The sequence below is a fragment of the Streptomyces tateyamensis genome (genome assembly GCF_003205575.1).
GTDB classification, from domain to species: Bacteria; Actinomycetota; Actinomycetes; order Streptomycetales; family Streptomycetaceae; genus Kitasatospora; species Kitasatospora tateyamensis.
Genome location: NZ_PYBW01000013.1, coordinates 102,331 through 129,106 on the forward strand (window position 1 = coordinate 102,331; position 26,776 = coordinate 129,106).

The 26,776-nt window shown below is 73.8% G+C and carries 25 protein-coding genes and 1 tRNA gene; 12 read left to right on the forward strand and 14 right to left on the reverse strand.

All coding sequences use genetic code 11. From position 1 onward, the window contains the following. Nucleotides 1-2 precede the first annotated feature (2 nt). Together C7C46_RS04350 and C7C46_RS04355 are read left to right on the forward strand one after the other, a co-directional pair. The gene (locus C7C46_RS04350; RefSeq protein ID WP_110665847.1) at nucleotides 3-1,010 is read left to right on the forward strand and encodes a class E sortase; all 1,008 of its coding nucleotides are present in this window, start codon (nucleotides 3-5) and stop codon (nucleotides 1,008-1,010) included. Nucleotides 1,011-1,035: 25 nt separating this feature from the next. Next, complete coding sequence (locus C7C46_RS04355; RefSeq protein WP_245984148.1) at nucleotides 1,036-1,761, forward strand: class E sortase; 726 nt, start codon at nucleotides 1,036-1,038, stop codon at nucleotides 1,759-1,761. A gap of 21 nt (nucleotides 1,762-1,782) precedes the next feature. On the opposite strand, the gene pknB is transcribed toward C7C46_RS04355, so the two are convergent. From pknB to C7C46_RS04380, 5 genes are all read right to left on the reverse strand, one after another. Then, nucleotides 1,783-3,879 carry a Stk1 family PASTA domain-containing Ser/Thr kinase gene (gene pknB, locus C7C46_RS04360; RefSeq protein ID WP_110665850.1) on the reverse strand — a complete coding sequence of 699 codons (2,097 nt, stop codon included), beginning with the start codon at nucleotides 3,877-3,879 and terminating at the stop codon, nucleotides 1,783-1,785. Nucleotides 3,880-4,139: 260 nt separating this feature from the next. Further along, nucleotides 4,140-5,591: a peptidoglycan D,D-transpeptidase FtsI family protein gene (locus C7C46_RS04365; protein ID WP_110665852.1), complete on the reverse strand. Its 1,452-nt coding sequence runs from the start codon at nucleotides 5,589-5,591 to the stop codon at nucleotides 4,140-4,142. A 114-nt stretch (nucleotides 5,592-5,705) separates the two neighbouring features. Beyond that, on the reverse strand, nucleotides 5,706-7,334 hold the full coding sequence (locus tag C7C46_RS04370; protein ID WP_110665854.1) for a protein phosphatase 2C domain-containing protein: 1,629 nt from the start codon (nucleotides 7,332-7,334) through the stop codon (nucleotides 5,706-5,708). A 98-nt stretch (nucleotides 7,335-7,432) separates the two neighbouring features. Next, a complete protein-coding gene (locus tag C7C46_RS04375; protein ID WP_110665856.1) occupies nucleotides 7,433-7,966 on the reverse strand; it encodes an FHA domain-containing protein FhaB/FipA in 534 nt (177 codons plus the stop codon). Between the two features lie 11 nt (nucleotides 7,967-7,977). Then, the gene (locus C7C46_RS04380) at nucleotides 7,978-8,856 is read right to left on the reverse strand and encodes an FHA domain-containing protein (RefSeq protein ID WP_110665858.1); all 879 of its coding nucleotides are present in this window, start codon (nucleotides 8,854-8,856) and stop codon (nucleotides 7,978-7,980) included. A gap of 406 nt (nucleotides 8,857-9,262) precedes the next feature. Between C7C46_RS04380 and C7C46_RS04385 the strand changes: the two genes are divergently transcribed. Further along, nucleotides 9,263-9,349 (forward strand) — tRNA-Leu (locus C7C46_RS04385). Between the two features lie 93 nt (nucleotides 9,350-9,442). On the opposite strand, the gene C7C46_RS04390 is transcribed toward C7C46_RS04385, so the two are convergent. Together C7C46_RS04390 and C7C46_RS04395 are read right to left on the reverse strand one after the other, a co-directional pair. Then, complete coding sequence (locus tag C7C46_RS04390; protein ID WP_146258982.1) at nucleotides 9,443-9,628, reverse strand: hypothetical protein; 186 nt, start codon at nucleotides 9,626-9,628, stop codon at nucleotides 9,443-9,445. Between the two features lie 65 nt (nucleotides 9,629-9,693). Then, a complete protein-coding gene (locus C7C46_RS04395; protein ID WP_110665863.1) occupies nucleotides 9,694-10,224 on the reverse strand; it encodes a potassium channel family protein in 531 nt (176 codons plus the stop codon). A 94-nt stretch (nucleotides 10,225-10,318) separates the two neighbouring features. Between C7C46_RS04395 and C7C46_RS04400 the strand changes: the two genes are divergently transcribed. Further along, nucleotides 10,319-10,732 carry a fluoride efflux transporter FluC gene (locus tag C7C46_RS04400; RefSeq protein WP_425470018.1) on the forward strand — a complete coding sequence of 138 codons (414 nt, stop codon included), beginning with the start codon at nucleotides 10,319-10,321 and terminating at the stop codon, nucleotides 10,730-10,732. Then, complete coding sequence (crcB, locus tag C7C46_RS04405) at nucleotides 10,729-11,103, forward strand: fluoride efflux transporter CrcB (RefSeq protein ID WP_110665867.1); 375 nt, start codon at nucleotides 10,729-10,731, stop codon at nucleotides 11,101-11,103. Before C7C46_RS04400 ends, crcB begins: the two co-directional genes overlap by 4 nt. Nucleotides 11,104-11,134: 31 nt before the next feature. Here the strand turns inward: crcB and C7C46_RS04410 are convergent, their stop codons facing one another. Next, on the reverse strand, nucleotides 11,135-11,506 hold the full coding sequence (locus C7C46_RS04410; RefSeq protein WP_110665869.1) for a hypothetical protein: 372 nt from the start codon (nucleotides 11,504-11,506) through the stop codon (nucleotides 11,135-11,137). Nucleotides 11,507-11,702: 196 nt separating this feature from the next. Here C7C46_RS04410 and C7C46_RS04415 point away from each other — a divergent pair, with 196 nt between their 5' ends. Continuing rightward, complete coding sequence (locus C7C46_RS04415; protein ID WP_245984150.1) at nucleotides 11,703-12,440, forward strand: alpha/beta hydrolase; 738 nt, start codon at nucleotides 11,703-11,705, stop codon at nucleotides 12,438-12,440. Between the two features lie 91 nt (nucleotides 12,441-12,531). On the opposite strand, the gene C7C46_RS04420 is transcribed toward C7C46_RS04415, so the two are convergent. Beyond that, the gene (locus C7C46_RS04420) at nucleotides 12,532-12,771 is read right to left on the reverse strand and encodes a chaplin (protein WP_110665873.1); all 240 of its coding nucleotides are present in this window, start codon (nucleotides 12,769-12,771) and stop codon (nucleotides 12,532-12,534) included. A 222-nt stretch (nucleotides 12,772-12,993) separates the two neighbouring features. Further along, nucleotides 12,994-13,656: a response regulator gene (locus C7C46_RS04425; protein ID WP_110665875.1), complete on the reverse strand. Its 663-nt coding sequence runs from the start codon at nucleotides 13,654-13,656 to the stop codon at nucleotides 12,994-12,996. A 183-nt stretch (nucleotides 13,657-13,839) separates the two neighbouring features. Between C7C46_RS04425 and C7C46_RS04430 the strand changes: the two genes are divergently transcribed. Together C7C46_RS04430 and C7C46_RS34785 are read left to right on the forward strand one after the other, a co-directional pair. Beyond that, nucleotides 13,840-15,663: a phosphatidylglycerol lysyltransferase domain-containing protein gene (locus tag C7C46_RS04430; RefSeq protein WP_425470019.1), complete on the forward strand. Its 1,824-nt coding sequence runs from the start codon at nucleotides 13,840-13,842 to the stop codon at nucleotides 15,661-15,663. 266 nt (nucleotides 15,664-15,929) lie between these two features. Continuing rightward, nucleotides 15,930-16,691, forward strand: coding sequence for a hypothetical protein (locus C7C46_RS34785; RefSeq protein ID WP_245984151.1), 762 nt, complete (start codon nucleotides 15,930-15,932; stop codon nucleotides 16,689-16,691). Nucleotides 16,692-16,706: 15 nt separating this feature from the next. Here the strand turns inward: C7C46_RS34785 and C7C46_RS04445 are convergent, their stop codons facing one another. Continuing rightward, a complete protein-coding gene (locus tag C7C46_RS04445) occupies nucleotides 16,707-19,373 on the reverse strand; it encodes an ATP-binding SpoIIE family protein phosphatase (protein WP_110665879.1) in 2,667 nt (888 codons plus the stop codon). Nucleotides 19,374-19,683: 310 nt separating this feature from the next. Here C7C46_RS04445 and C7C46_RS04450 point away from each other — a divergent pair, with 310 nt between their 5' ends. The 4 genes from C7C46_RS04450 to C7C46_RS04465 are packed head-to-tail and all read left to right on the forward strand — an operon-like array spanning nucleotide 19,684 to nucleotide 24,970. Then, nucleotides 19,684-20,886, forward strand: coding sequence for a rhodanese-like domain-containing protein (locus tag C7C46_RS04450; RefSeq protein WP_110665881.1), 1,203 nt, complete (start codon nucleotides 19,684-19,686; stop codon nucleotides 20,884-20,886). A 22-nt stretch (nucleotides 20,887-20,908) separates the two neighbouring features. Beyond that, the gene (locus tag C7C46_RS04455) at nucleotides 20,909-21,574 is read left to right on the forward strand and encodes a DUF5819 family protein (RefSeq protein ID WP_110665883.1); all 666 of its coding nucleotides are present in this window, start codon (nucleotides 20,909-20,911) and stop codon (nucleotides 21,572-21,574) included. Next, nucleotides 21,571-22,839 (forward strand): HTTM domain-containing protein, encoded by a 1,269-nt coding sequence (locus C7C46_RS04460; RefSeq protein ID WP_110665885.1) that lies wholly within the window; start codon nucleotides 21,571-21,573, stop codon nucleotides 22,837-22,839. Before C7C46_RS04455 ends, C7C46_RS04460 begins: the two co-directional genes overlap by 4 nt. Before the next feature lie 10 nt (nucleotides 22,840-22,849). Further along, nucleotides 22,850-24,970, forward strand: a complete 2,121-nt coding sequence (locus C7C46_RS04465; protein WP_110665921.1) for an FUSC family protein — start codon at nucleotides 22,850-22,852, stop codon at nucleotides 24,968-24,970. Between the two features lie 22 nt (nucleotides 24,971-24,992). On the opposite strand, the gene C7C46_RS04470 is transcribed toward C7C46_RS04465, so the two are convergent. Genes C7C46_RS04470 through C7C46_RS04480 form a run of 3 tightly spaced genes read right to left on the reverse strand, consistent with a single transcriptional unit; the run spans nucleotide 24,993 to nucleotide 26,640 of the window. Further along, nucleotides 24,993-25,757, reverse strand: a complete 765-nt coding sequence (locus C7C46_RS04470; protein ID WP_110665887.1) for a TrmH family RNA methyltransferase — start codon at nucleotides 25,755-25,757, stop codon at nucleotides 24,993-24,995. 1 nt (nucleotide 25,758) lies between these two features. Then, a complete protein-coding gene (locus tag C7C46_RS04475) occupies nucleotides 25,759-26,226 on the reverse strand; it encodes an SAM-dependent methyltransferase (RefSeq protein ID WP_110665888.1) in 468 nt (155 codons plus the stop codon). A 15-nt stretch (nucleotides 26,227-26,241) separates the two neighbouring features. After that, nucleotides 26,242-26,640: an HPP family protein gene (locus tag C7C46_RS04480; protein ID WP_110665890.1), complete on the reverse strand. Its 399-nt coding sequence runs from the start codon at nucleotides 26,638-26,640 to the stop codon at nucleotides 26,242-26,244. Nucleotides 26,641-26,776: the final 136 nt, after the last annotated feature.

Sequence of the window (26,776 nt, forward strand, 5' to 3'; positions counted from 1 at the left end):
GGATGACCGCGGTCCGCCCGGAGGGGCGCCAGGACGACTGGTACCGGCCGGAGGAGCCGGACGGCTGGGGCGTCTACGAGCCCAGCGGCCCCGCCCCCGGCCACCCGGGCGGGCAGCAGCCGCCCGCCGAGCCCGCGGAGTACCCCTGGCTGGCCGACCAGACGCTGCAGCTGCGGGTGATCAGCGCGCCCGGGCAGCCGGGGGAGCCGGTGGTGACCGGCGGCCGGGCCGAGCGGCGGCGGGCCGCCCAGGGCCGGATGGCGGTGCGATCGGGCAACGGCCGGCGCCGGTCCGGCGGCCGGTCGGCGGCGGTGGTCCGGCCCAAGGAACCCAAACGGGTGATCGCCGCCCGGCTGATCGGCGAGCTGTGCATCACGCTCGGCCTGGTGATGCTGCTCTTCGTCTCGTACCAGCTCTGGTGGACCAACGTGCAGGCCGACGCCTCGGCCAACGGCACCCGCAACCAGCTGGAGCAGCAGTGGACCGCCCCGGTGGCGCCCGGCGGGCCCACCCCGGTGCCGGCCGGCACCTTCGCCCCCGGCCAGGGCTTCGCGATCCTGCACGTGCCCAAGATCGGCATCACCTACCCGATCGCCGAGGGCACCGACAAGCAGAAGGTGCTGGACCACGGCCTGGTCGGCCACTACACCGGCACCGCGATGCCCTCCGACGCGGCCGGCAACTTCGCGGTGGCCGCCCACCGCACCACCCACGGCCAGCCCTTCCGCCGGCTCGCCGAGCTGGCCCCGGGCGACAAGATCGTGGTGGAGACCGCCACCACCTACTTCACCTACGAGGTGGCCGGCGGCATCCCGGAGACCCCGCCGACCAACGTGACGGTGCTTCAGGCGGTGCCCAAGGGCTCGCCGTTCACCGGTCCGGGCCGGTACCTCACGATGACCACCTGTACACCCGAGTTCAGTGCCCGCGGTCGGTTGATCGTCTTTGGCAAACTGGTCGACGAGAGACCGAGGAGTCAGGGCCAGCCGCCCGCGCTGACCGGCTCCTGAGCCATCGTCAGGGCGGAGCCCCGGTGTGAGCAGAACTGTGTCCGGTCGTCGCCGCCGTCCCCCGTGGGCGGTGGCGCTCGGTCTCCTGGGGGAGTTGCTGGTCACCGCCGGGGTGCTGGTGGGACTGTTCACCGCCTACTCGCTGTGGTGGACCGACGTGCTGGCCGACCGTCAGGCCGGGCACCAGGCGGGCCGGCTGCGCCAGGACTGGACCGCTCCAGGCAGCGGCCCCACCGCCCCGGCCGGGCCGGGCTACCAGGCCGGCGACGGGCTCGGCTTCCTGCACGTGCCGGCCATGGGCAAGGACTACCAGGTGCTGATCAAGCTCGGCACCACCCCCGAGGTGCTCAACCAGGGCGTGGCCGGGGTCTACCAGGCGCCCTACACCAGCGCGATGCCCTGGGACCGGGCGGGCAACTTCGCGCTGGCCGCGCACCGCGACGGGCACGGCGCCAAGTTCCACGACCTGGACGCGGTCGGCAAGGGCGACGCGATCGTGGTGGAGACCCGGGACCGCTGGTACGTCTACCGGGTGGACGCCACCCTGGCGCAGACCGACAAGGAGGACGTGGGCGTGGTCGCCCCGGTCCCCGCCGAGGCCGGCTACACCGCGCCCGGCCGCTACATCACGCTGACCACCTGCACCCCGGTCTACACCTCACGGTTCCGGATGGCGGTCTGGGGCTCGCTGGTGCGGGTCGACGCGGTGGACGCGCAGCGGACCCCGCCGCCCGAGCTGCGCGCCGGGTGACGGGGTCCGCGGGGTCAGTGCCTACTGGCCGGTGGTGCCGCCGATCGGGGGGAAGCCGATGGTCCCGCCGGTCCCTTTGGTGTCGCCGGGCCGGGTGGTGATCTGGATGTTGGTGCTCGGGTCGATCAACTGGTTGGGACCGGGGTTGGTGATGACCACCACGGCCTTGTCGTCGCTGGGGCCGTTGAAGGTCCAGGCGGTGAACCCGGCCGACTTCAGGGCCGCCGTGGCGTCCTTGACCGTCCGGTTGCTCACGTCCGGCACCTGGGCCTTGGCCGGGGCCGCGTAGACCGTCAGGGTGATCTTGGCGCCCTTGGGCTGCTTCGAGTTGGCCGGCGGGTTCTGCGAGGCGACGGTGCCGACCGGCTTGCTCGGGTCGGTGGTGGGCGTGGTCTTCGAGGAGTCCACGGCGAAGCCGGCATCCTGCAGGGTCTGGGTGGCCACCTCGACGGTCTGGCCGACCACGCTCGGCACGCCGGACTTGTTCGGGCCCTGCGAGATGGTCAGGGTGACCGCGGTGCCCGGGTCGGCCTTGGTGCCGGCCGCCGGGTTCTGCGAGATCACCGAGTCCTGCGGCACCGTGTCGTCGCCCGCGTACTGCGGCGGGCCGACCGTGAAGCCCGCGTCCTGCAGCGCCTTGGTGGCGGCGGCGCTGGACTGCCCGGTCACCGAGGGCACCGGGCTCTGGCCCGGGCCGCTGGACAGCTGCACGGTGATGGTGCCGTTGTCGGGCATCTTGGCGCCGGCCGCCGGGTTCTGCTGGCAGACCTGGTCCTTGGGCACCGCGCCGCAGGGGATCGCCGCGCCCTTGGCCACGGTCAGCTTGGTGCTGGTGTTGTGCGCGGCCGAGACCGCGTCGTCGAAGCTGCGACCGGTCAGTGTGGGGGCGTTGATCTGGGTGCTGGCGGCGCCGTTGCCCTTGAACATGGCCGAGGCCACGAAGAACGATCCGACCAGCACCAGCACCGCCGCCACCGCCAGGATGATCCAGGAGGTGTTGCTCTTCTTCGGAGGCTCCTCGCGCCGGCGCGAGGAGCGCGGGCCCTCGTCGTAGCCGTCGTTGCCGCCGCCGGCCTGCGGGTCGTCGTAGCCTCCCGGGTAGCCCTGCTGACCGTAGCCCTGCTGGCCGACCTGCGGCAGCATCGCGGTCGGCGCGGAGCCGGCCGGCGGCATCAGGTTGGTCTGGCCGTAGGGGTCGTGCTGGGCCGGGTAGCCGTTCTGGTCGTAGCCGTAGCCGCCCATCCCGTAGGCGGCGGCCTGCTGGGCCGCGGCCACCGGCAGGCCGTCCAGGAAGCGCTCGATGTCGTCGCGCATCTCGTCGGCGCTCTGGTAGCGGTAGTCCCGCTCCTTGGCCAGCGCCTTGAGCACGATCGCGTCGACCTCGGGGCGCACCTCGGGGTCGTAGCTGGACGGCGGCGCCGCCTCCTCGCGCACGTGCTGGTAGGCCACCGCGACCGGCGAGTCGCCGACGAACGGCGGGCGCAGGGTGAGCAGCTCGTACAGCAGGCAGCCGGTGGAGTACAGGTCGGAGCGGGCGTCCACGGTCTCGCCCTTGGCCTGCTCGGGCGAGAGGTACTGGGCGGTGCCGATCACGGCCGAGGTCTGGGTCATCGTCATGCCGGCGTCGCCCATCGCGCGGGCGATGCCGAAGTCCATCACCTTGACGTTGCCCTGGCGGGTCAGCATCACGTTGGCGGGCTTGATGTCGCGGTGCACGATGCCGGCCCGGTGCGAGTACTCCAGCGCCTGCAGGATGCCGATGGTCATCTCCAGCGCGCGCTCCGGCAGCAGCCGGCGCCCGGAGTGCAGCAGCTCGCGCAGCGTCGAGCCCTCGACGTACTCCATCACGATGTACGGGATGGAGATGCCGTCGATGTAGTCCTCGCCGGTGTCGTACACGGCGACGATCGCGGGGTGGTTCAGCGAGGCGGCGGACTGCGCCTCGCGGCGGAAGCGGGCCTGGAACGACGGGTCGCGGGCCATGTCGGTCCGGAGCGTCTTCACGGCGACGGAACGGCCGAGCCGGGTGTCATGGGCGAGGTAGACCTCGGCCATGCCACCGCGTCCGAGGACGCCGCCGAGCTCGTACCTGCCGCCGAGGCGACGAGGCTCTTCCATAGTTCCGACCCTCTCCCTCACCGGGGGGTGAGGATGTGACGTAGGTGTCCCCGCACGTTTCTGTAGTGACGCTGCCCACGTCACAGGTGGTTCTGTGAGACAGGTCACGCCCACCCGGGCGGGTGCGACCGAGCCGCGGGTACACCCGCCGCTCGCGGATACGCTACCGGTCGCCGCCAGCACAACTCGACACGCCCGGCAGCTGAGACCAGACCGTATCCGTCAGCCAGTATCCGGCAATCCGGTCAGCCCAGTATCGGTCAGCGACCGATGACCGCCTGCATGATCTGCTTGGCGATCGGCGCCGCGATCGAGCCGCCGCTGATCTCGTCGGACTGGGCGGCGCCGTCCTCGACCACCACCGCAACCGCCACCGGGACGTCCTGGCCGACCTTGGCGTAGCTGACGAACCAGGCGAACGGCAGGCCCTTGTTGTCGGTGCCGTGCTGGGCGGTGCCGGTCTTGCCGCCGACCTCGACGCCGTTGATCCGCGCGTTGCGGCCGGTGCCGTTCTGCACCACGTCGACCATCATCTGCTGCAGCTTCTGCGCGGTGGCCGGGCTGACCGCCTGGGAGAGCTGGCTCTCGGTGTGCTTGGAGATCACCGTGCCGCTGCCGGAACGCTCCTCGTCGACCAGGTAGGGCTGCATCAGCTTGCCGTTGTCGGCGATCGCGGCCGCCACCATGGCCATCTGCAGCGGGGTCGCGGTGGTGTTGTGCTGGCCGATCGCGTCCATCGCGGTGCCGTCGGGGGTGGAGTCGGTGGGGAAGACGCTCTTCACCGAGCGGATCGGGGTGTCCACCGTGTTGTTGAACCCGAACTTCTCGGCCTGCGTCTGCAGCTTCTCCTTGCCCAGGTCGGCGCCGAGCTTGCCGTAGACGGTGTTGCAGGAGATGGTCAGCGCGTGCATCAGGGTGGCCTGGCCGCAGTCCTCCTGCGGGCTGTCGTTCTGCAGCTCGGTCGTGGTGCCGGGCAGGATGAAGTGGTCCGGGGTGTCGGTCTGGTCGTCCGGGCTCTGGTACTTGCCGGTCTCGAACGCGGTGGCCGCGGTGACCAGCTTGAAGGTGGAGCCCGGCGGGTAGGTCTGGCGCAGCGCGCGGTCCAGCATCGGCTGGTTCTGGTCGGAGTTCAGCGCGTTCCAGGCCGAGGAGTCGGTGAAGCCGGCGATCGTGCCCGGGTCGTAGGACGGGGTGCTGACCAGGGCCAGGATCGCGCCGGTGCGCGGGTCGATGGCCACCGCCGCGCCCTTCTTGCCGTTCAGCGCGCCGTAGGCCGCCTTCTGCACCGCGGGGTTGATCGTGGTGGCGACGTCGCCCCCCTGGCGCTGCTTGCCGGTCAGCTGGTCCACCGTGTTGCGGAAGAACAGCCGGTCGTCGGTGCCGGTGAGGATCCCGTTCTCCAGGTTCTCCAGCGCGTTCGAGCCGTAGACCTGGGAGGTGTAGCCGGTCACCGCGGCGTACAGCTGACCGTCGGTGTAGCCGCGCTTGTACTTGTACTGGTAGCCGCCGGTCAGGTCGGAGCGGGTCACCGGCTGGCCGCCGACCAGGATGTTGCCGCGCGGGTAGGAGTACTGGTCCATCAGCACCCGCCGGTTGTGCTGGTCCTTGGCCAGGCTGTCCGCCTCGACCACCTGGACCCAGTTGGTGCGCAGCAGCAGCGCGAACACCAGGATCATGCAGAAGACGGACACCCGTCGGATGGGCTTGTTCACGAGACGGGTCCCCTCCGGCGGCGTTCTGGGCGACAGTCATTCAACCGCACTGTCCCTCACGCCCGTGCCGCCCGGGTCGGTTCCCGGGCGGTCGGCCGGTCGGCAGGCGGTCGGTCAGGAGGCGGGCGGGCAGTTGGCGGCCAACCGCTGCTCGTCCTGGCTCAGCTGCGGCGGGGCCGGGTCCGGCGTCGTCGGGCTGGGCGAGGCGGAGGCGGAGGCGCCGGCGGACGGCTGGGCGCCGGCGGACGGGCCCGGGCTCGGTACCGCGGGGGAGGCGCCGACCCTGGGGGCGGCGTGGTACGCGGCGGCGGTGGCCGGGCCGGCGGTGCCGGGGAGCGCGGTGCCGCCCGTGTTCTGGCCGACCTTCGCGCAGACCGCGGCCTGCGCGGCGTAGTCCTTGACCCGCTGGTCGGCGCTGCCCAGGCTGTCCACCTTGATGGTGCCCTTGAGCTGCTGCTGCTGGTCCAGCGGGAGCAGCCGGGTCGGCACGTCGGTCTGCTGCTTCACCGAGGACAGGCTGACCCCGGCGACGTTCCGGTTGACCCCCTGGTAGACCGTCACCTTGCCGTCGCTGGCGCCCAGGTAGTACTGGCCCTGGGTCCACGACCAGCCGGCGTACGCGGCGCCGCCGATCAGGCCGAGCGCCACCACGCCGATCGCCGAGCGGCGGAACCAGCGGCGCTTGCGCGGGGGCTGCTCGGCCAGCGGGTACTCCTCGGTGCCCGGCTGCTCGGGCTCGGCGGGGGCGCCGTAGCCCTGCTGCTGCCCGTACTCCTCGCCGTACCCGGGTGACTCGTAGCCCTGGGCCGGGCCGAAGCCGGCGCCGGACTGGTCGTAGCCGGCCGCGGGGCCGAAGGCGCCCGGTGCCTGCTGCTGCGGGGCCGGGCGGCCCAGGCCCGCGGCGCGGCCGGCCGGGGTGTCGATGACCTGGTTGTCCACCGCGGTGCCGTGCGGACCCTCGGCCACGGCGCCGACCACCACCGGGGTGGTGGCGAACTGGCCGCTGAGGGTGTCGCTGGGGCCCACGTCGAGCACGTCGGCCACGACGCAGGTGATGTTGTCCGGGCCGCCGCCGCGCAGCGCCAGCTGGATCAGCTCCTGGATGGTCGACTCGGGGGCGTAGTAGCTCCCCAGCGTCTCCTCCAGGGTCTGGTGGCTGACCGGTCCGGACAGGCCGTCGGAGCAGATCAGGTACCGGTCGCCGGCCCGCACCTCGCGGATCGACAGGTCCGGCTCGACCTGGCCGCGCCCGTCCAGCGCCCGCATCAGCAGCGAGCGCTGCGGGTGGGTCTCGGCCTCCTCCGGGGTGATCCGGCCCTCGTCCACCAGGCGCTGGACCCAGGTGTGGTCCTGGGTGATCTGGGTCAGCACGCCCTCGCGCAGCAGGTAGGCGCGGGAGTCGCCGACGTGCACCAGGCCCATCCGCTCACCGGTCCACAGCAGCGCGGTGAGGGTGCAGCCCATGCCCTCCAGGTGCGGGTCGTGGTCGACCATCTGGCGCAGCCGCTCGTTGGCGTTCTGCACCGCGTCGTTCAGCAGGGTCAGCAGGTCGGCCTGGGGGTCGGCGTCGTCCAGGCCGATGATCGAACTGAGCGCCTCGGAGGAGGCGACCTCACCGGCCGCGGCGCCGCCCATGCCGTCGGCGACGGCCAGCAGACGGGGACCGGCGTACCCGGAGTCCTCGTTCCCCTCCCGGATCAGTCCCTTGTGGGACCCGGCGGCGAATCGCAGCACGAGGCTCATACGGTGTGTGCCCCCCTCAGGGCCGGTCGCCCGGACCCGGCAGCGTGCGTGCTGCCCTCCCGGCTGCTCATGGACGGGGTGCTGTCCCTCATGCGCCACTACTTCCGCAGTTCGATGACGGTCCTGCCGATACGGATCGGCACGCCGACCTGCAGCGGCGTCGGCTGTGTCAGCCGCTGACGCTCCAGATAGGTGCCGTTGGTGGAGCCTAGATCCTCCACGGTCCACTGCCCAGTCTGATCGGGGTAGATCCTGGCATGGCGCGAGGAGGCGTAGTCGTCATCGAGCACGATGGTGGAGTCGTGGGCCCGGCCCAGCGTGATCACCTGGCCCTGCAGTGCGACCGTGGTGCCGGCCAGCGCGCCCTCGACCACCACCAGCTGGGTCGGTGCCGTGCGGCGCCGGCTGCCCGGACCGGCGGGGGCGGCTGCCTCCCGGGTGCCCTGCTGCGGGCGGGCCGCGGCCGGTGCCGCGGTGGCCGCGGCGGTGGCGGCCGCACCCCGGCGGCCGGCCCGGACGGTGCCCTTGGCGCCGAACAGGTCGCTGCGGATCACCTGGACCGCGACGATCACGAACAGCCACAGCACGGCCAGGAAACCCAGCCGCATGACTGTCAGAGTCAGTTCGGACACCGCTGCTCGCCCTACCCCTCGACCTGTCGGTAGATGATCGTCGTGGAGCCCACGACGATCCGCGAGCCGTCGCGGAGCGTAGCGCGCTGGGTGTGCTGGCCGTCCACCACGATGCCGTTGGTGGAGCCCAGGTCGAGCACCATGGCGGGGTTGCCGGGGCGGATCTCGGCGTGCTTGCGGGACACCCCGGGGTCGTCGATCCGCACGTCGGCCTCGGTGGAGCGGCCCAGTACGCAGGCGTTGCCGGTGATCTGGTGCCGGGTGCCGTTCACCTCGATCCAGCGCCGGGTGCCCGCTCCGGTGCCGGAGCCGGGGAACGGGCGGACGTTGGAGCCCGGGCCGGCCTGCGGGGGGCTGCTGGGAACCGGGGCGGGCGCGGCGGGCGGCACGGGTGCGCCGGCGTACGTCGGCTGCGGGCTCTGCGACCACGGCGCGCCGGGGGCCGGCTCGGCGGCCGGCGGGCGGCCGAAGTTCGGCGGCGGGGCGGCCTGGTAGGCGGCCGGCTGCTCGGGCTGCTCGGTGGCCAGGGTGCGGCTGCGCACCCGGTACAGACCGGTGTCCAGGTCCTCGGCGCGCTCCAGGTTCACCTGCAGCGGCCCCAGGAAGCTGTAGCGCTGCGCCTCGGCGTACTCGAGCACCATGCCGGCCAGCTCCTGGCCGAGCTGCGCGGCGTACGGGCTGAGCCGCTCGTGGTCGTGCGGGCTCAGCTCGACGATGAAGTCGTTCGGCACCACCGTGCGCTCGCGGTTCCAGATGGTGGCGTTGTTGTCGCACTCGCGCTGCAGCGCGCCGGCGATCTCCACCGGCTGGACCTCGGACTTGAACACCTTGGCGAAGGTGCCGTTCACGAGACCCTCAAGCCGCTGTTCGAACTTCTTCAGGACTCCCACGGGGCAACCCCCTTCCAAGGGTTCTCGGGCTTGCGGTCCGGGCCCCAGGGCCCGATTGCGGTACTTCCGTACTGATCGTATCCACGCCGCGGCCATCTGTACGGTTCCCCGGCCACGACAGGTACCCCCGTCGCCCGCGCCTCACCCCTGGCTCACCCGTTCGTCCCTTCCCGGCCGCCCGGTCCCGCCGGCGGCCGGCGGCACCGCTGCGGTGGCGGTCCGCACGCAGCTGTGCAGGCCGGGGCGGGGAAGGGATTCGTAGGTTCCCCGAAGGCCGTGCTAATGTTTTCCACGTCGGAAGGGGCGCCCGAGAGGGAGCCGAAACCGGCCGAGTGAGAAGGACCCGGGTCCAAACCGGCCAACTCTCACCCGGACGATCGGCTAGCATCGACGACATCACCCAAATGCGCGGGTGGCGGAATAGGCAGACGCGCTGGATTCAGGTTCCAGTGCCCGAAAGGGCGTGGGGGTTCAACTCCCCCCTCGCGCACCAGTGAGGCCGGTCGGTCCGAAAGGACCGACCGGCCTCAGTGTTTTCCCCGGGCCGGTCGTTCTTCCCGAACCGGGCACGGGCAGGGGCGGGGGCTCAGGCTTCGCCGCGTTCCTCCTCCACGGTGTGCTCCAGGGCGATTCCGTGGCTGGCGGCCAGCCGGAGCAGGCCGGAGATCCGGCCCTGGCTGGCCTGCACCCCGTCCAGGTCGCCGTCGGCCCTGGCAGCTGCCAGGTCGTTGCGGGCCTGGGCCAGCTGGGCGCGCAGTTCCTCTTCGAACATGGCGGTCACCTCACCAGGATGGGCGCGGGTGGGCGATTCCTCAACCGTCCCGGCCCGGCGGCCCACTACTTCCGGTGACTGCGCTGGGCCATCCGGTGGCCGACCTGGCTGCGCAGCCGCTGGGTGAGCGAGGTGAAGCCGGCCGCCAGGAAGACCAGCGTGTAGGCGATCTGCAGCAGCACCACGACCCTGGCCGGCTGGCCGGTGGGAACGATGTCGCCGTAACCGACGGTGGCCATGGTCACCACGGTGAAGTAGAGCGCGTCTATCCGGGTGTGCAGGCCGTTGAACTCGCCCGGCTGGCGGGCCAGCGAGTAGTAGGTCGCGGCGAAGACGAAGACGGTCAGCGTGGAGACCCCGGAGATCACCAGAGCGGGGCGCCCGTGCGGCGACTGAAGCACGATCAGCCGGATCTGACTGAGCAGCAGCAGCGCCAGCAGGGTCAGCACCACGGCCAGGACGGTCCAGCTGAACTCGGGGTGCTCCGGGCCGAACACCCCGAGCGGCACCGTGAAGTAGGCCGTGCCCAGCAGCAGCGGACCGGCGGAGCACAGCAGCCAGAGCCAGAGCGCGGAGCGGTGCGGCGGGCGGACCATGAACCCCACCTTGGCCGGGGCCGGCCCGGTCGGCCCGCCGTGCTGGGCCGACGGGGGGACGGCGCCCGGTAGTTTGGGCGCCATGAAAGGCGCCGTGAGAGAGGCCGAGATCCTCGCCGTGGTCGCGCTCGGCGGCGTGCTCGGCGCGGAGGCGCGCTACGGGCTCGGACTGCTGTGGCCCACCCCGGTCGCGAGCTTCCCCTGGACCACGCTGCTGGTCAACGCGCTGGGCTGCCTGGTGATCGGCGTCTTCCTGGTGGCGATCACCGAGGGGCGCCCGGCCCACCGGCTGCTGCGCCCGTTCTTCGGCACCGGGGTGCTGGGCGGCTTCACCACCTTCTCCACCTACTGCCTGGACCTGCACCGACTCTTCGAGGCGCACCAGCCTGGCCTGGCCGTCGGCTACCTGGCCGGCACCCTGGCGGCCGCGCTGGGCGCGGTGGGGCTGGGCGCGGCCGGTACCCGGCGGCTGCTGGCCGTGAGGCGGGCGGGCGGTGCGGCGGCGTGAACGGAGCCCTGCTGGTGGCCGCGGGCGCCGCGGTGGGCGCGCCGCTGCGCTACCTGACGGACCGTGCGGTGCGGGCCCGGCGCGACCCGCTGCTGCCCTGGGGCACCTTCGCGGCCAACCTGCTGGGGTCGGCGGTGCTGGGTCTGGTGACCGGCGCGGTGCAGGCGCACGGGGCCTCGCCGCAGCTGCAACTGCTGGTCGGCACCGGCTTCTGCGGCGCGCTGACCACCTACTCGACCTTCAGCTACGAGACGCTGCGGCTGGCCGAGAGCGGGGCGCGCCGGTGGGCGGCGGTCAACGTGGCCGGCTCGCTGACGGCCGGTCTGGCGGCGGTGTACGCAGGGTGGGGACTGGCCGGCCTGATCGGCTGAGGCGGCTGCCCGGTACCCTCCCAGCACCCTGTCACAGGGTCAGCTCGCTCTCGATCCGGCGGGTGTGGTGGCGGGCCATGGCCAGGTTGGAGCGGGCCCGGTCCAGCACCAGGTACAGGAAGAGCCCCTGGCCGCCGGGGCCGGTGAGCGGACGGACCAGGTGGTACTGGTGGGTCAGCGTGGTGAGGATGTCCTCCATCCCCTCGTTGCGGCCCTGCAGCTCGACGGCCCGCGCGGTGGCCCGCACCACGTCGGTGCTGCCGGCCGCCGCCAGGGCCAGGTCGAGCTCGGCGGCATGGCCCATGGTGCCCAGTGCCATCCCGCTGCCCATGTCCACCAGCGCCGCACCGAGCGCGCCCTCGATGCTCAACGCCTCTTTCAGCGCGCTTTCGACCCCGGCCATCGCACCTCCACGAATGATCGTTCCGGACGGGTTCGAGAGTAGGCAGTGCAGCGGGGCGGATCATTGGCTGACCGGTATTGGCCGAACCTCGGCTGAGGCTGTTATCGGTGACGCTGATTCGGTGTCATCGGGACGACCAGGACTGATCGTTCTCGGTCTGATTCTGGATTCTTATGACGATTTGAGGGGAGGCCCGGTGACCGGGCGGCTGCGGTGGTGGCGGCGGGACGAGGCGGCGCGGGCGGCGGTGCTGGTGCTGCACGGCGGGCAGGAGGCCAACACCAGGACGGCGCGGCCCTGGCAGCCGGCCGCGCTGCGGATGCAGGGGTTCCGGTGGCCGCTGGCCCGGGCCACCGGGGGCGGGGCGGTGGCGCTGGGCACGGTCCGGTACCGCTACCGCGGCTGGAACGGCGAGCGGGCGGACCCGGCACAGGACGTGCGGGAAGCGCTGGACGAGCTGGCGGCGCAGCTGGGGCCGGTGCCGGTGGTGCTGCTGGGCCACTCGATGGGCGGACGGGCGGCGCTGCGGGCCGCGGGGCACCCGCGGGTGACCGCGGTGGTGGCGTTGGCGCCCTGGTGCCCGGGGGGCGACCCGTGCGGGCAGCTGGCCGGGCGCCGGCTGGTCACCCTGCACGGCGACCACGACCGGGTGACCGACCCGGCCGACACCGTGCGGTTCGCGGTCAGGGCCCGGGCCGCCGGGGCGGCGGTGGCCGGGATCACGGTGGCCGGGGGCGACCACGCGATGCTGCGCCGGGCCCGGGACTGGCAGCGCGCCGCCGCCGCGCTGGCCGCCGCGCTGCTGGACCTCGGCCCGCTGCCGGGGCCGGTGGCCGAGGCGCTGGCGCTGCCCGGCGCCGTCGCCCAAGCCGACGCCGCGGGGCTGGGGCTGCTGCTGCCGCGGGCCGGGGGCGGCTGGACACCGACCGGCTGAGCAGCCCGGGCCCCGGGAGGCGGCGGGCCGGTCCGGGAACGCGAACGGCCGGCCCCGCCGTGGTGGCGGGGCCGGTCGTCGAGCGGGAGGCTCAGTCGTTCACGCACACGTTGCCGAAGGCCGGGTTGAGAAGGCCCACCACGTTGACCGAGTTCCCGCAGATGTTGATCGGGATGTGGATCGGGACCTGGATGAGGTTGCCGGACAGCACGCCGGGCGAGCCGGCCGCGACACCCTCGGCAGTGGCATCGGCCGCGGCCGCACCCGCGCCGCCCAGCACCAGCGCGCCGGCGGCGACAGCCAGACCCAGAGCCCTGCGGAAGTCCTTCATGGGTGTACTCCATTCCTCGACGGGATCGCTCCTCGCGGAGTGACCGAGATCGCATGAGAACGCCTACGACCGATAGTGGCCGAAAGTGTTCCTTTGGTCACTCTTCGTCCTCGACTGCCCGGAGCGCGGTATCTCCACCCCGCGTCCGCCCCAAGTCACCCGCTCGGCGCAGCTACCGGGCCCGTGCGAGGGGAGCCTGGGGCCGCCCCGGCCGGACGGGCCCTAAGCCCGGCCCGGCCGGACCAGCCCGGCCCGGTGCGCGATCACCGCCGCCTGCACCCGGTTCGACGCGCCGAGCTTGCCCAGGATCGCGCTGATGTGGTCCTTCACCGTGCCGGTGCCCAGGAACAGCCGCTCGGCGATCTCCGCGTTGGCCAGCCCCTCGCCCAGCAGCGCCAGCACGTCCAGCTCCCGGCCGGTCAGCGTGCCGACCAGGGACAGTGCCCCGGCGTCCGGGCCGCCGCCCTCCACGTACCCGCCGATCACCGTGCGGGTGACCGCGGGCGAGAGCATGCTGCCGCCGGCCGCCAGGATCCGCACCGCGTGCACCAGCTGCTCCGGGGCGGTGTCCTTGAGCAGGAAGCCGGCCGCCCCGGCGCGCAGTGCGGTGCCGATGTACTCGTCGGTGTCGAAGGTGGTCAGCATCGAGACGGCCGGCGGCTCGGGCAGCTGGCGCAGCTGGCGCAGCACCGAGATGCCGTCCAGGTCGGGCATCCGCACGTCCAGCAGCACCACGTGCGGGCGCAGCCGCCGGACCAGCTCCAGCGCCTCGCCGCCGGAGCAGCTGCCGACCAGCTCCAGGTCGTCAGCCGAGCCGACGATCAGCCCCAGGCCCGAGCGGACCAGCAACTCGTCGTCGACCACCACTACCCGGATCGGGTCCATTGCTTCTCCTCAGTCACCCCCGTTGCCAAGAGCCTAGGGCTCCACCGGCCGCCACCCCCGCCGATCGGCGGGGTCGGAATCGGCGTTCCGGTTCACGCGCGGGTGGTACGGGCTGCGCCACGATTGATGACGCTCCACCAGGTGCGGATGCGCGCCTGGACCTGATCGTTTGGAATTGAGCCTGTGTCCACCACCAGCAAGCAGCCGCCCGAGGCCGCCCGGCCGCTGCCGGCCAAGCTCCGCTCAGTCGCGGCGCACGGCACGGTCTGGTACCTGCGGCTGATCGCGCTGCTCAACCTGGTGGCGGTGGTGGTCTCGCCGTTCCGCACCACGGTGCGCCACCACTCCGAGGGCGAGTACTTCACCCCGTACATGCTGACGCTGGGTCTGGCCACGGCGGTTCTCTCGCTCTTCCTCGCGGTGGCGATGCGCCGGCGCAAGCGGGCCGCCTGGATCTTCAACTTCGGCCTGGGCGGGCTGACCTTCCTGTTCTACGTGCTGGGCCTGGCCCTGCCGGGCGACAGCCACTACGACCGGCACGGCTTCAACTACGTCTCCACCGTGCTGACCGGCCTGTTCATGCTCTGCCTGGTGGTCGGGCGCAAGGAGTTCACCTCCAAGGGCGACCGGTCCAACTTCTGGACGGCGGTGGCCACCTTCTTCGGCGGGCTGCTCTTCGGCGGCCTGGTCGGCTCGGTGCTGGTGGAGATGTTCAACACGCTCTCCGGGGCCGGCTTCGGCGACCGGTTCCGGTACGCCGTCTTCCGCATGATCACGGTCACCCCCTCGGACCGGGTGCTGGACGTGATCAACGTGCCCAGCTGGGTGAACACCTTCATCAACGCGATGGGCGCGGTGCTCATCCTGCTGGTCATCTACGTGGCCTTCCGCAGCCCGCGCGGCAAGGAGCTGCTCACCCCCGAGGACGAGCAGAAGCTGCGCGAGCTGCTGGAGCGGCAGGGCGACCGGGACTCGCTGGGCTACTTCGCCACCCGCCGGGACAAGGCGGTGATCTTCTCGCCGACCGGCAAGGCGGCGGTCACCTACCGGGTGGTCGGCGGGGTCTCGCTGGCCTCCGGCGACCCGATCGGCGACCCGGAGGCCTGGCCCGGAGCGATCGAGCTCTGGCTGGCCGAGGCCCGCGAGCACGCCTGGGCCCCGGCGGTCACCGGCGCCTCCGAGGAGGCCGGGGTGATCTACGCCCGGCACGGCCTGGACGCGCTGGAGCTGGGCGACGAGGCGATCGTCGAGCTGGACGAGTTCTCGCTGGAGGGCCGGGCCATGCGGGTGGTCCGGCAGGCCTACAACCGGGTCAAGCGGGCCGGCTACACGGTCCGGATCCGCCGGCACGAGGCGATCCCCGAGGAGGAGATGGCCGAGCTGCTGGACAAGGCCGACCGGTGGCGCGACGGCCAGACCGAGCGCGGCTTCTCGATGGCGCTGGGCCGGCTGGGCGACCCGGCCGACGGGCGCTGCGTGATGCTCGAGTGCCACGACGCGGACGGCGAGCTGCGCGCCCTGCTGAGCTTCGTCCCCTGGGGCGACAAGGGCCTGTCGCTGGACCTGATGCGCCGTGACCGGGAGTCCGAGAACGGGCTGGTCGAGTTCATGGTGATCGAACTGCTGGAGAAGGGCGGCGAGGAAGTCCAGCTGGAACGGGTCTCGCTGAACTTCGCGATGTTCCGCTCGGTGTTCGAACGCGGTTCCCGGCTCGGTGCGGGGCCGGTGCTGCGGTTGTGGCGCGGGGTGCTGGGATTCTTCTCGCGCTGGTGGCAGATCGAATCGCTGTACCGGGCGAACGCGAAGTACCGGCCTATCTGGGAACCGCGTTACCTGCTCTTCGAGAAGAGCAGCGAAATCCCCCGGATCGGTATCGCCAACGCGCGGGCCGAGGGATTCATCACCGCGCCGAGTCTTCCCACGCTCTTCCGTCGCCGGCACCGGCGCCCGCCCGCTTCCGCGGCCGGTGCCCCGCTGCCGACGGCGGAAGGCGGCGGGGACGGGTAAACCTCCGCCGGGGGGCGGAGGGCGCCTGCGGGCGACCCCTAATGGCCGTACCAGTGCCTCGCCACCCCCTGGTCGCCCGGACGGACGACTGGGGCCGGGGTCTGCATAGGGTCGGCTCCCACTTGGGGATGACTCGGATATCGGTAGGCAGACCGAGTCGCGTGGTGCGGAAAATACCTACGCTGGAGAGAGAAGCGCGGGTCGGCTCCGGTGATCTTCGACCGGGCCCGGGAAATCCGGAAGCAGGACCGACGAGAGAGGTTGTCGTGGACCAGAGGACCCACCGGGGGGGCGAGCGACGAGGGGTGCTGGACCATGTCCAGCGCGCCGTGGTCGCCGAGTGGGGAATGCTGTACGTGACCGTCCGGGACCACGTGGCGCGCAAGAGGTTCGCGTCCGTTCCGTTGGCGTTCACGGCCACGTTCCTGATCCTCCTGTTCAGCATCGTCCAGCACCTGCCGGGCGGGGAGCGCTTCGTCAGCCAGGTCGGTGTGGTGCGTGCCGCGCTGCCGCTGGACCTCTCGCTGCTGCGCACCCCGCTCTCGCTCTACGTGCCCGCCCTGGACCTGCCGGTCTGGGGTGCGCTAGCCCAGGTCCTGCTGGTCTTCGGCGTGGCCGAGATCGTGCTGGGCCGCAAGATGACCCTGCTGGTCGCCTACGCCTGCACTCTGACCGGCACGCTGTTCGCCCGGGTCGGCGTGCAGCTCGGCCCGGAGCACCTGTTCGGCTTCCCGGCCTGGGTCGCGCACATCCGCGACACCGGGCCGTCGGCGGCCGTGGTGGCGCTGGCCGTGGTGATCGCCTGGCGGTCCAGGGCCTGGTTCACCGGCGGCGCGGTGGTCGCCGCCATGGTCGGCGAGGCCGTGGCACTGCCGAACCTGGCCGGCCTGGAGCACGTGGTGGCGCTGCTCACCGCGGTGCTGATCGCGGCCACCGGCGAGGTCTTCGGCAGCTACTGGCCGCGGGTGCTGGGCGGCGTCCGGGCGGCCCGGCTGCTGGCCACCGAGAGCCGTCAGCGGACCGCCTGAGGGGTCGGGCCCGGCTCAGGAGTAGTCGCGCGGCAGCGGCTGCTCGAACCAGACCACCTTGCCGACCGCCTTGCGGGCGGTGCCCCAGCGCTCGGCCAGCTTGCTGACCAGGTTGAGGCCCCGCCCGCTCTCGTCCATCGACTCGGCGGGCTCCAGCGAGGGCAGGTTGTGGTTGTCGTCGCTGACCTCCACCAGCAGCTTGTCCACCCGGATCAGCTGCAGCTGGACGTAGTCCCGGGCCACTCGCACCGCGTTCGTCACCAGCTCGCTGACCAGCAGCTCGGTGGTGTCGGACAGGGCGGTCAGCCGCCAGGCGGCCAGCTGCTCGCGCACCAGTGCGCGGGCCCGGTGGACCTCGGCGGTGTCCACCTCCAGGGTCCAGGTGGCGACCTCGGTCTCGGCGACCCCGTCGAAGCGGGCCACCAGCAGCGCCACGTCGTCCTTGCGGTCGTCCGAGTGCAGCCGGTCCAGCACCGTGTCGCAGGCCTCGTCCGGGGTGCGGCGCGGGTCGATCAGGTTGCCGCACAGCGCCGCCAGGCCCGCTCCTATGTCGCCGCCGCGCACCTCGACCAGCCCGTCGGTGCAGAGCACCAGCATCGAGCCGTCCTCGACGTGGATCGTCTTGGCCACGAACGGCACCCCGCCGACCCCGATCGGGGCGCCGGCCGGGATCTCCAGCAGCTCGCCGGTGCCGTCCGGGTGCACCAGCACCGGCGGCACGTGGCCGGCGCTGGCCAGCTCGCAGGTGCGGTTGATCGGGTCGTAGACCGCGTACAGGCAGGTGGCCAGGTGGTCGTCGCCGATCTTCTGGGCCAGGTTGTCCAGGTGGCGCAGCAGCTGGCCGGGCGGCAGGTCCAGCGCGGCCAGGGTCTGCATCGCGGTGCGGTAGCGGCCCATCGCGGCGGCCGAGTGCAGGCCGTGGCCCATCACGTCGCCGACCACCAGGGCCACCCGGCTGCCGGGCAGCTGGATCGCGTCGAACCAGTCGCCGCCGACCTCGGCACGGCGGTCGCCCGGCATGTAGCGGTGCGCGATCTGCACCCCGGGGATCCGCGGCGGGCGGGTCGGGATCATCGAGCGCTGCAGCGTGGTGGCGACCTTGGCCTCGGCCCGGTGCAGCCGGGCGTTGTCCAGCGAGAGCGCGGCCCGGGCGGCCAGCTCCATCAGGGTGGCTGCCTCCGACTCGTCGAACGCCGTCCGGTCGGGCAGCCGCAGCAGCTTCAGGATGCCCAGCACGGTGCCGCGCGCGGACAGCGGCAGCACCAGCATCGAGCGCCCGGAGACCACCGGTACCAGGCCCGGCCCGCCGCCCAGCGCCGCCGCGTAGTCCACCGCGATGTCGGTGGTGACCAGGGGCACCAGCACCGCCTGGTTGCGCTGCAGTGCCATCCCCGGCGGGGTGGAGCGCGGCATCGCCAGCAGCGCGCCCTCCTCCAGCACGTGCGCCCAGGCGGAGGACTCGGCGAAGCTGCGGGCCACCCGGCGCAGCATGGTGTCGTCGTCCGGCTGCTCCTCGGGCAGCTCGGCGTCCGAGATCAGCCGGTCCAGCAAGTCCACGCTGGCGAAGTCGGCGACCCGGGGGACCAGCACCTGGCACAGCTCGCGGGCGGTGGCGTCCAGGTCCAGCGTGGTGCCGACCTTGCCGCCCACCTCGTTCAGCAGGGCCAGTTGCTCGCCGCCCCGGTCGGCGGTCGGCGGCGGCGCGCTCGCGGTGGACGGCTCGGTGGTCGGCGGACGCCCCTGGCCGGGCTCGGCGTGGTCGGCCCGCTGCCCGGGCAGCGCCGAGGCCGCCGAGGGCGGCTGCTGGGTCGCGGCGGCCGGGCGCGGCTCCGGGACCACCCGCAGGCCGGCCGCGGCCACCCGCTGCTGCGGGGTCGGGTAGCGCCGGCCCAGGCCTGCGGCGAGCGCGGCCACCCCCGCGGTGGCCGGCGCGTTCGGCGGCGGGACCACCGGCAGCCGGGTGCTGGCGTCCATCCGCAGCGCGGGCGCACCGGCGGCGGCCACCTGGCGCAGCAGCGCACGCTGTCGGGCCGGGTCGAGCCGGCCCAGCAGCGGGGCCAGCGCGCCGGCCCCGCCCGGGGCGGTCGGGCCCAGGGCGGCCGAGATGCGGTGGAAGCTGCCCTGGGCGCCCTCGGCGGCGTACGGCAGCAGCCGGCGCCCGATCGCGATCCGCGGGCCGCGCATCCGCAGCGGGCGGGCGTCGGCGGCCAGCAGCAGCAGGCTGCGCCCGTCCGGCTCGACCAGCGGGTAGGCCCACCAGAGCACCGAGCGCGGCCGCTCCTCGCGGTCGGTCACCGGCATCAGGCCGGCCCAGGCGCCGCCGGCGGTCAGGTCGTCCAGGGTGTCGAAGGCGTCGCACCGCCGGGCGGTGGGCAGCAGCGGGTCGGTCGCCTGGCGCGGCTCCACGGCCGGCAGCAGGCCGCTGGCCGCCCGGCCCTGCACCGCCTCGGTGCGGTGGCCGAAGAGCTCCTCGGCGGTCCGGTTCCACCGCGCGATCCGGCCGTCGGGGTCGATCAGCACCGCGGCCAGGCGCACCATCGCGACCACGCCGGCCGGCTGCTCGGCCGGTTCGGCCGGCTCGCCCTGGGCGGTCGGCCCGCCGTGCGCCGCGGCCGCCACCGAACCCAGGGAACGGGGCAGCTCGGCCTGGGTGTCCGCTGTTGAGTTCGGGTCGTCCACCATGGGGTCCGTGTCGCTCCCGCCTGTCCGGCCGAGTCGGCCACCTGTGCGGCTGTCAGGTATCAGGTTCTCGCCAGTGCCGCTCCCAGCGAAGCACGGTCCGGTCGCCGACCGGTACCGAAACCGTCAGATTCCTCAGTATCAGTTGTGTGTCACCCAGCGTGCGCCCTGTTGCACGCCCTGTCCATCTCCTTCTTGGCCTGAAATCGTCGCACCTCTGGGATCACTCCTCCGGCGCACCGGGCCCGGGTTAGGCTCAGCTCCGGCCGTGCCCCGCCGGGGCCGCGGGGAAACCGACGAACGAGGACGAGCAGTGACCGCAGTCAGCCCGGTCCCGTGGACCGACCCCGAGCGGCAGCAGTGGGAGGAGCGGGTCGCCGCCACCGAACTGGCCTGGCTGACCCTGGACGTGGACGTGGCCACCCTGCGGGTGGAGATCGACAACTTCGCGCTGGTCCACCACGAGCTGCTCGGCCCGCTCTACGCCCGGCTGGACGAGCTGGAGGCGCTGGTCGCCGAGGCCCGAGCCGCCCGCTCCGGCGATCCCGAGGACCTGCGCCGGGCCCAGCAGGCCCGTCAGCTGGTGGACGAACTGCCGGACCTGGACGGGCTGCTCGACAGCGTGCGCCAGGCGGAGGCGATGACCGAGGCACCCGAACCGGTGCCGACCCCGCCCCGGGTCCGCGCGGGCAAGGAGGCCCAGCGGCTCTACCGCGAGCTGGCCCGCCGGGCGCACCCCGACCTGTCCACCGACCCGGCCGAGCAGCAGCGCCGCTCGGCGTTCATCGCCCGGGCCAACGAGGCCTACGGGCGCGGCGACACCGAGGCGCTGCGGGTGCTGAGCGAGGAGTGGTCCACCGCGCCCGAGAGCGCGCCGGCCCCGGACGCGGCGGAGCGCGGCGACTGGCTGGTGCAGCGGCTGGACTGGCTGACCGCGCGGATCGGCGAGCTGGCCGCCGAGCGGGTCCGCCTGGAGTCCACCGCGATGGGCGAGCTGCTGATGCTGGGCGGCGCCGACCCGGACGCGCTGCTGGCCGAGCTGGCCGAGCAGCTGCTGGCCCGGGCCGGCGCGCTGCAGACCGAGCTGTCCGGATTGCTCGGCTCGGCCCCGCCGGGCGCCGCGGCGGGTGACAATGGGCCCTCCGCGGGCCGTCACGCGTCCGCCCCCCGACGACAGGAGACTCCCGGCATGTTCCAGCAGATCCCCACCGCCGACGTGGCCGGCCTGCCCAGTGACGCGGTGCTGCTCGACGTGCGTGAGCAGGACGAGTGGGACGCCGGCCACGCCGAGGGCGCGCTGCACATCCCGATGAGCCAGTTCACCGCCCGTCTGGACGAGGTGCCCGACGGCCGGCTCTACGTGCTGTGCCGGGTCGGCGGGCGGTCCGCCCAGGTGGTCCAGTACCTGATCGGCCAGGGCCGCGAGGCGGTCAACGTGGACGGCGGGATGTTCGCCTGGGAGCAGTCCGGGCGCCCGCTGGTGAGCAGCTCGGGCGACCAGGCCTTCGTGCTCTGAGCCGGCCGGGTTAGGGGGACGGATGACTGCCACCGGGGGGGACCTGGAGGCACCGGCCGAGCCGCGGCACTGGTCGCGGCCGGCTCTGCTGGTGCTGACGGCCGCCGGGATGGCGCTGGTCACCGGCACCGTGGCGCTGCTGGCCGGCTGCTTCCTGCAGTCCGCGCCGCCCGGCCCGGTCACCCAGCGCTACCAGGCCAAGCTGAACGGCCTGGTGATGCCGGAGTTCGAGCAGAACTGGAAGCTCTTCGCGCCGGACCCGCTGCAGTTCAACATCGCGGTCCAGGCCCGGACCCGCACCGCCGGCGGGGACGGCGACTGGGTCGACCTGACGGCCGGTGACATCGCCGCGATCCGGCACAACCCGGTCCCCGGCCACGCCCAGCAGAACCTGCTGCGGCGGGCCTGGGACTTCTACGACAGCACTCACGACAGCGAACACGGTCCCACCGCCGGGCCGCGCAGCGAGCTGGCCGAGCAGTACCTCAAGCGGATCGCGCTGCAGCGGCTGGGCCGCACCGGGCCCGGCGGACCGGTCACCGCGGTCGAGCTGCGCTCGGCCACCGTGGCGATCACACCGCCGCCGTGGAGCGGCCAGCAGCAGAGCAGCCAGCAGAGCGGGCAGGTCCAGTACTCCGAGCTGCCCTGGTGGCCGGTCTCCGACACGGACTACCAGGGGTTGGCATGAGTGGTACCGCGCCGCAGCCGCAGACCGGCAGCCGGGCGGGCGAGGGCCTGCTGACAGGCATCCCGTCGCAGCCCGGCCCGCTGCGCGCCGAACCCGAGGCACCCGCCGCCGCGGGCCCGGCGCCCGCCGCACCGCGGCCGAGCGCGGGCGACCTGCTGGCCCGGGGGCTGGAGCTGTTCACCGGCCGCCCGCTGGCCCGCCACCAGGCGGCGGCGCTGCGGATCTGCTTCGCCCTGGTGGTGCTGCTGCAGCTGCTGCGCGAGTGGCCCGAACGCCGAGTGGTGTACGGCGACCGGAGCGCCTGGAGCCTGGACCTGGCCCGCCGGCTGACCGCCCAGGACCACGCCTTCTCGGTGCTGCTCTGGCAGGACGGGCGGTGGTGGTTCGAGGCCTGCTACGCGGTGGCGGTGCTGGCCGCGGTGCTGATGCTGCTCGGCTGGCGGACCAGGTTCAGCTCGGTGCTCTTCCTGCTCGCCGTCGTCTCGGTGCAGAACCGCAGCATCCTGGTCGGCGACGGCGGGGACAACATCGTCCACCTGATGGTGATCTACCTGGCCTTCACCCGGTGCGCCGAGGTCTGGTCGCTGGACGCCCGGCGCCGTGCGCGCGGCGGGTCGGCCGGTGCGCTGCCCGGGGTGCTGCTCTGGCTGCTCAGCGCCGCGGCGCTGACGGCGGCTCAGCTGACCGGCCGGCTGAGCTGGCGCAGCGGGGACTGGCCGCACCTGGGCTGGGCGGCGCTGCTGTGGACCATGTGGGCCGCGGCCGGCCTCTGGTACGCGACCGGGCGCTGGTGGCCGCGGGGCGAGCCGCGGGCGGTGCTGGACGCGCTGGGCAGCATGGTGCACCACTGCGCCATGGTGGTGATCGCCGCTCAGGTGCTGCTGGTGTACACCACGGCCGGCCTGTACAAGGTGCAGGGCTCGCGCTGGCAGGACGGCACCGCGCTCTACTACCCGCTGCACCTGGCCTACTTCACCCCCTGGCCGGCCCTGTCCGGACTGCTCGCCTCCAGCATGCTGCTGGTCTTCGCGCTCTCCTACGGCACCGTGCTGACCCAACTGGCCTTCCCGGTGGTGCTCTGGTCGCGCCGGGCGAAGAACGTGCTGCTGGTCCTGATGGTGGCCGAGCACGCGGGCATCGCGGTGCTGCTGGGCCTGCCGGTCTTCTCGCTGGCCATGGTGGCGGCGGACTCGGTCTTCCTGCCCACCGCCTTCCTGCTCTGGCTGGGCGCCCGGTCCCGCCCCGGGCGGCGGGCAGTGACCTAGAATGTCCGGTATGCCGTGGCTCGCCGCACTCCGTCACACCGGGCGGGCGGGGCTGCGGTTGGAGCGGGCGATCGGGGATCCGGTGCGGGCCGGGCGCGGTGCCGCGGCGGTGGCCCTGGTGGTCTTCCCGGTGCTGGGGCTGCTCGGCCCGGCCCAGGCCACCTCCGCGGCGATGGGCGCCTTCATCGCCGGCACCGCGACCTTCCAGCGCAGCTTCCGTCCGCGGCCCTCGCTGGCGCTGGCGGCCGGGATCGGACTGGGCGTCAGCACCTTCCTCGGCTATCTGGCGGTCGGCGTGCCCGGGCTCTTCCCGGTGCTGCTGGCCGCCTGGTGCTTCGCGGCCGGCCTGGCCTGGGCGCTCGGGCCGACCGCAGGAGTGGTGGCGGCCAACACGGTGACCGTGATGCTGGTGGTCGTCCAACTGCCCGTCAGCGTGCCCACCGCGGTGGGCCACGCGCTGCTGTGCGCGCTCGGCGGCGGGGCGCAGGCGCTGGTGATCACCCTGTTCCCGGTGAAGAACTGGGGCGCGCAGCGCGAGGCGCTGGCCGACGCCTACGCCGAACTGGCGGACTACGCCCGCCGGCTGCGCCACGACCCGCACGCCACCATCGACCCGGCCCCGCTGATGACCGCCCGGCACGCCGCCACCCTGACGCCCTGGCAGGCCCGGCGCCGGCCGCCCGAACTGCAGGGCCTGCGCACCATGGCCGAGCGGATCCGGCCCACCCTGGCTGCGGTGGCCGACCCCGAGCTCGGCGCGGCCGCCGAGGGGCCGGAGCGGGACCGGGCGCGCGAGCTGCTGGACGGGGCCGCCCAGTTGCTGGACGCGCTGGCCCGGGCGATCCGCACCGGCGAGCCGCTGGTCTACCCCAAGGCCGCGCCCGCCACGCTGGCCGCCCCGGGACAGGTGCTGCGCGGCCCGGCGCTGCGGGCGGCCCGGCGGCTGACCACGCTGCTCGGGCGGGCCACCTCGGCGCTGGACCCGGCGGTCGGCGAGTCCACCCTGGAGGTCCCGCTGCCCGGGGTGGACGGGGTGCTGCGCCGGCCCGGGCTGGCCCGGATGGCCCCGGTGGCCCTGCGCTCGGCCCGCCGGCAGCTGCGTACCGGCTCACCCGTGCTGCACCACGCGGTGCGGCTGTCCGGAGTGGTCACCGCGGCCTACCTGCTGGCCCGGCTGACCGGCCTGCACCACAGCTACTGGGCGGCGATGACCGCGGCGATGGTGATCCGGCCGGACTTCGGGCAGACCTTCAGCCGCGGCGTGGCCCGGGTGGCCGGGACCGTGGTCGGCGTGCTGGCGGCCACCGCGGTGGTGCTGGCCGTGGACCCGGGCGAGGTGCTCTCCTGCGCGCTGGCGGTGGTCTGCATCGGCGGTGCCTACCTGACCCTGCGCACCGGGTACGCGATGGCCACCACCTGCATCTCGGCGTACGTGGTGTTCCTGCTCTCGATCGACTCCGGCCACGTGGTGCAGACCGCCGGCGAGCGGATCCTGATGACCCTGCTGGGCGGGGCGGTGGCCCTGCTCGGGTACGCGCTCTTCCCCACCTGGGAGACGGCGCGGCTGCCGGAGCGCACGGCCGAGTGGATCACCGCGGTCGGCCGGTACGCGGGGGAGGTGCTGGCCGGGTACGGCGACCCGGCGGGGCAGGACCCGCGGGCGGTGCGGGCGGCGCTGCTGGACAGCCGGGAGGCGCGGGCGGCCTTCCTCCAGGCGCGCGAGCGGGCCGAGGCGGAGCCGGTGGGGCACTCGCCGCAGCTGAGCCGCAAGCAGCTGGGGCGGGTCCGGGAGGCGCTCGGCCACCTGTCCCGGATCTCGCTGCTGATGGAGGCCCACCTGCCGCCCCGTCAGGCCGAGCCGGTGCCGGGGGCGGTGGAGTTCGGGCAGCTGCTGGCCGAGGCGAGCGCGGCGGCCGGGGCGGCGGTGCTGACCGGGATGCCGGTGGACTTCCGCAAGGTCCGGCTGGCCCAGCAGGAGTGGGACCGGGAGCAGCGCCCGGCCACCGACCCGGAACTGGCCCTCACCCACCGCGCCCTGGACGACCAGCAGGACCTGGTCCGCACCGGCAGCCGGCTGCTGGTGACGGCCCTGACCGAGCTGGAGCGCGCGCTGCGCCGCCCGAAGGCCTGACGGCGCAGCGCGGGCCCGGCGCTCAGCGGCGCTGGGCGAGCCAGTGGTAGAGGGTCATGGCGACCGAGGTGGCGAGGTTGTAGCTGGAGACCTGCGGGCGCATCGGCAGGGCCAGCAGGGCGTCCGCGCCGGCCCGCAGGGCGGGGGAGACGCCGTGCCGCTCGGAGCCGAAGACCAGCAGCGCGTCGTCCGGCAGGGTGACCTCGCGCAGGTCGGTGCCCTCCGGGTCGAGCACGTAGCGCGGCCCGGCCGGCAGCCGGTCCGGGGCCAGCTGGGCCACCGCGGTGGCGAAGTGCAGCCCGGCACCGGCCCGCACCACGCCCGGGTGCCAGGGGTCCACGTCGCCCGTGGTGACCACTCCGGTGGCCCCCACCCCGGCGGCCAGCCGCACCACCGCCCCGGTGTTGCCGAGGTTGCGCGGGTTGTCCAGCACCACCACCGGGGCCGCCCGGTGCTCGGCCCGCAGCCGCGCCAGCACCGCCTCCTGGTCCGGGCGGACCGCGAGAGCGGCCACCTTGGTGGGGTGCAGCCGGGGCACCAGCTCGCGCAGGGCGGCGGCCGGTACCTCGACGGCGAGTGCGGTCACCTCGGCCGCCACGTCGGGGGCCAGCGCGGTGGCCAGCTCGGCCAGGCCCGCCGGGTCGGCGGTGAGCACCAGGCGCACGGTGCCGCCGAACCGCAGGGTGTGCTTGAGCGCGTGGAAGCCGTCGATCAGCAGGCTGTCCGACTGTCCGGCCGCCGCCCGCCAGTGCTCCAGGGCGAGCCGGGCGGCATCGTGGTCGGTCATCTCAGTAGTACTCCCGCATCAGCTCGGTGGCCCAGTGCGGTTGCGCGGTGCTGCCCAGCGGCCCGAACTCGGCCATCCACGGCTTGAGGTCGAGCACCGGGGTGCCGTCCACCGCGTCCAGCCCGCGCACCCGCAGCTCGGAGCCGTCCACCGCCAGCAGGCGGCAGCGCGAGACGCCCAGCCGGTTGGGGCGGTTCTTGCCGCGCTGGGCGAAGATGCCGACCTCGGGCCAGTCGGGGTTGCCGCGTGGGCGGCGGGCGGTGGTCTCGATCCGCTCCTCGGGCACCCGGTCGAAGTGGAAGACCACCTCCAGGTGGCTGAACGCGTCCAGGCCGCGCAGCGCCTCGGAGGTGTAGCGGTCCCGGTCCAGCCGGATCACGGCCTCGACCTGTCCCCAGTCGTCGTCGACGACCTCGGTGCGGCCGCCGCTCACCCACCCGATCGGGTGGAGGTCAATGGTGTTCGCCATGGAGCTGATCCTGCCTCACCAGCTCACCGGGTAGCGCACCGCGTGCTGGCCGGTCCGGCCGGGCAGCAGGCCGATCGCCACCAGCAGCACCGTGGCCAGTGCCAGCAGCGGCAGGAAGCGCACCGCCGGCGGGGCCTGCAGCACCACGATCACCGCGGTGGCGGCGGCCGGCGAGTGCGGGACCCGGGCCAGCAGCATCGCGCCCAGCGCGAGGCCGCCGGCCAAGGCGGCGCCCCACGGGCCGCGCCCGGTGACCGCCAGCACCGCGTAGCCGGTGACCGCGGACAGCAGTTGCCCGCCGACCAGGTTGCGCGGCTGCGAGATCGGCAGTGCGGGGGCGCCGTGCACCAGGGCGGCGCTGGCGGCCAGCGGCGGGGTCAGCAGCGGCGGGCGCAGGAACCCCCCCCCCCCCACCCCGCCGCCGCAGCGCCCCCCACCAGAAGGCGGCGGCCCCCCGGGCGGGCACCCGGTGGGTCCTCGGTGCCCGGGGCCCTCGGGGCTCCCGTTTTCCGGCCTGGGGAGGCGGACCGCCCCCCCCTCCCCCGCCCCC

Coding starts and splice junctions, on each gene's coding strand:
- C7C46_RS04350 (WP_110665847.1), top strand. CDS start 3: ATGACCGCGGTCCGCCCGGAGGGGCGCCAGGACGACTGGTACCGGCCG.
- pknB (WP_110665850.1), bottom strand. CDS start 3,879: ATGGAAGAGCCTCGTCGCCTCGGCGGCAGGTACGAGCTCGGCGGCGTC.
- C7C46_RS04370 (WP_110665854.1), bottom strand. CDS start 7,334: ATGAGCCTCGTGCTGCGATTCGCCGCCGGGTCCCACAAGGGACTGATC.
- C7C46_RS04390 (WP_146258982.1), bottom strand. CDS start 9,628: ATGTTCGAAGAGGAACTGCGCGCCCAGCTGGCCCAGGCCCGCAACGAC.
- C7C46_RS04395 (WP_110665863.1), bottom strand. CDS start 10,224: ATGGTCCGCCCGCCGCACCGCTCCGCGCTCTGGCTCTGGCTGCTGTGC.
- C7C46_RS04410 (WP_110665869.1), bottom strand. CDS start 11,506: ATGGCCGGGGTCGAAAGCGCGCTGAAAGAGGCGTTGAGCATCGAGGGC.
- C7C46_RS04420 (WP_110665873.1), bottom strand. CDS start 12,771: ATGAAGGACTTCCGCAGGGCTCTGGGTCTGGCTGTCGCCGCCGGCGCG.
- C7C46_RS04425 (WP_110665875.1), bottom strand. CDS start 13,656: ATGGACCCGATCCGGGTAGTGGTGGTCGACGACGAGTTGCTGGTCCGC.
- C7C46_RS04445 (WP_110665879.1), bottom strand. CDS start 19,373: ATGGTGGACGACCCGAACTCAACAGCGGACACCCAGGCCGAGCTGCCC.
- C7C46_RS04455 (WP_110665883.1), top strand. CDS start 20,909: ATGACTGCCACCGGGGGGGACCTGGAGGCACCGGCCGAGCCGCGGCAC.
- C7C46_RS04460 (WP_110665885.1), top strand. CDS start 21,571: ATGAGTGGTACCGCGCCGCAGCCGCAGACCGGCAGCCGGGCGGGCGAG.
- C7C46_RS04465 (WP_110665921.1), top strand. CDS start 22,850: ATGCCGTGGCTCGCCGCACTCCGTCACACCGGGCGGGCGGGGCTGCGG.
- C7C46_RS04470 (WP_110665887.1), bottom strand. CDS start 25,757: ATGACCGACCACGATGCCGCCCGGCTCGCCCTGGAGCACTGGCGGGCG.
- C7C46_RS04475 (WP_110665888.1), bottom strand. CDS start 26,226: ATGGCGAACACCATTGACCTCCACCCGATCGGGTGGGTGAGCGGCGGC.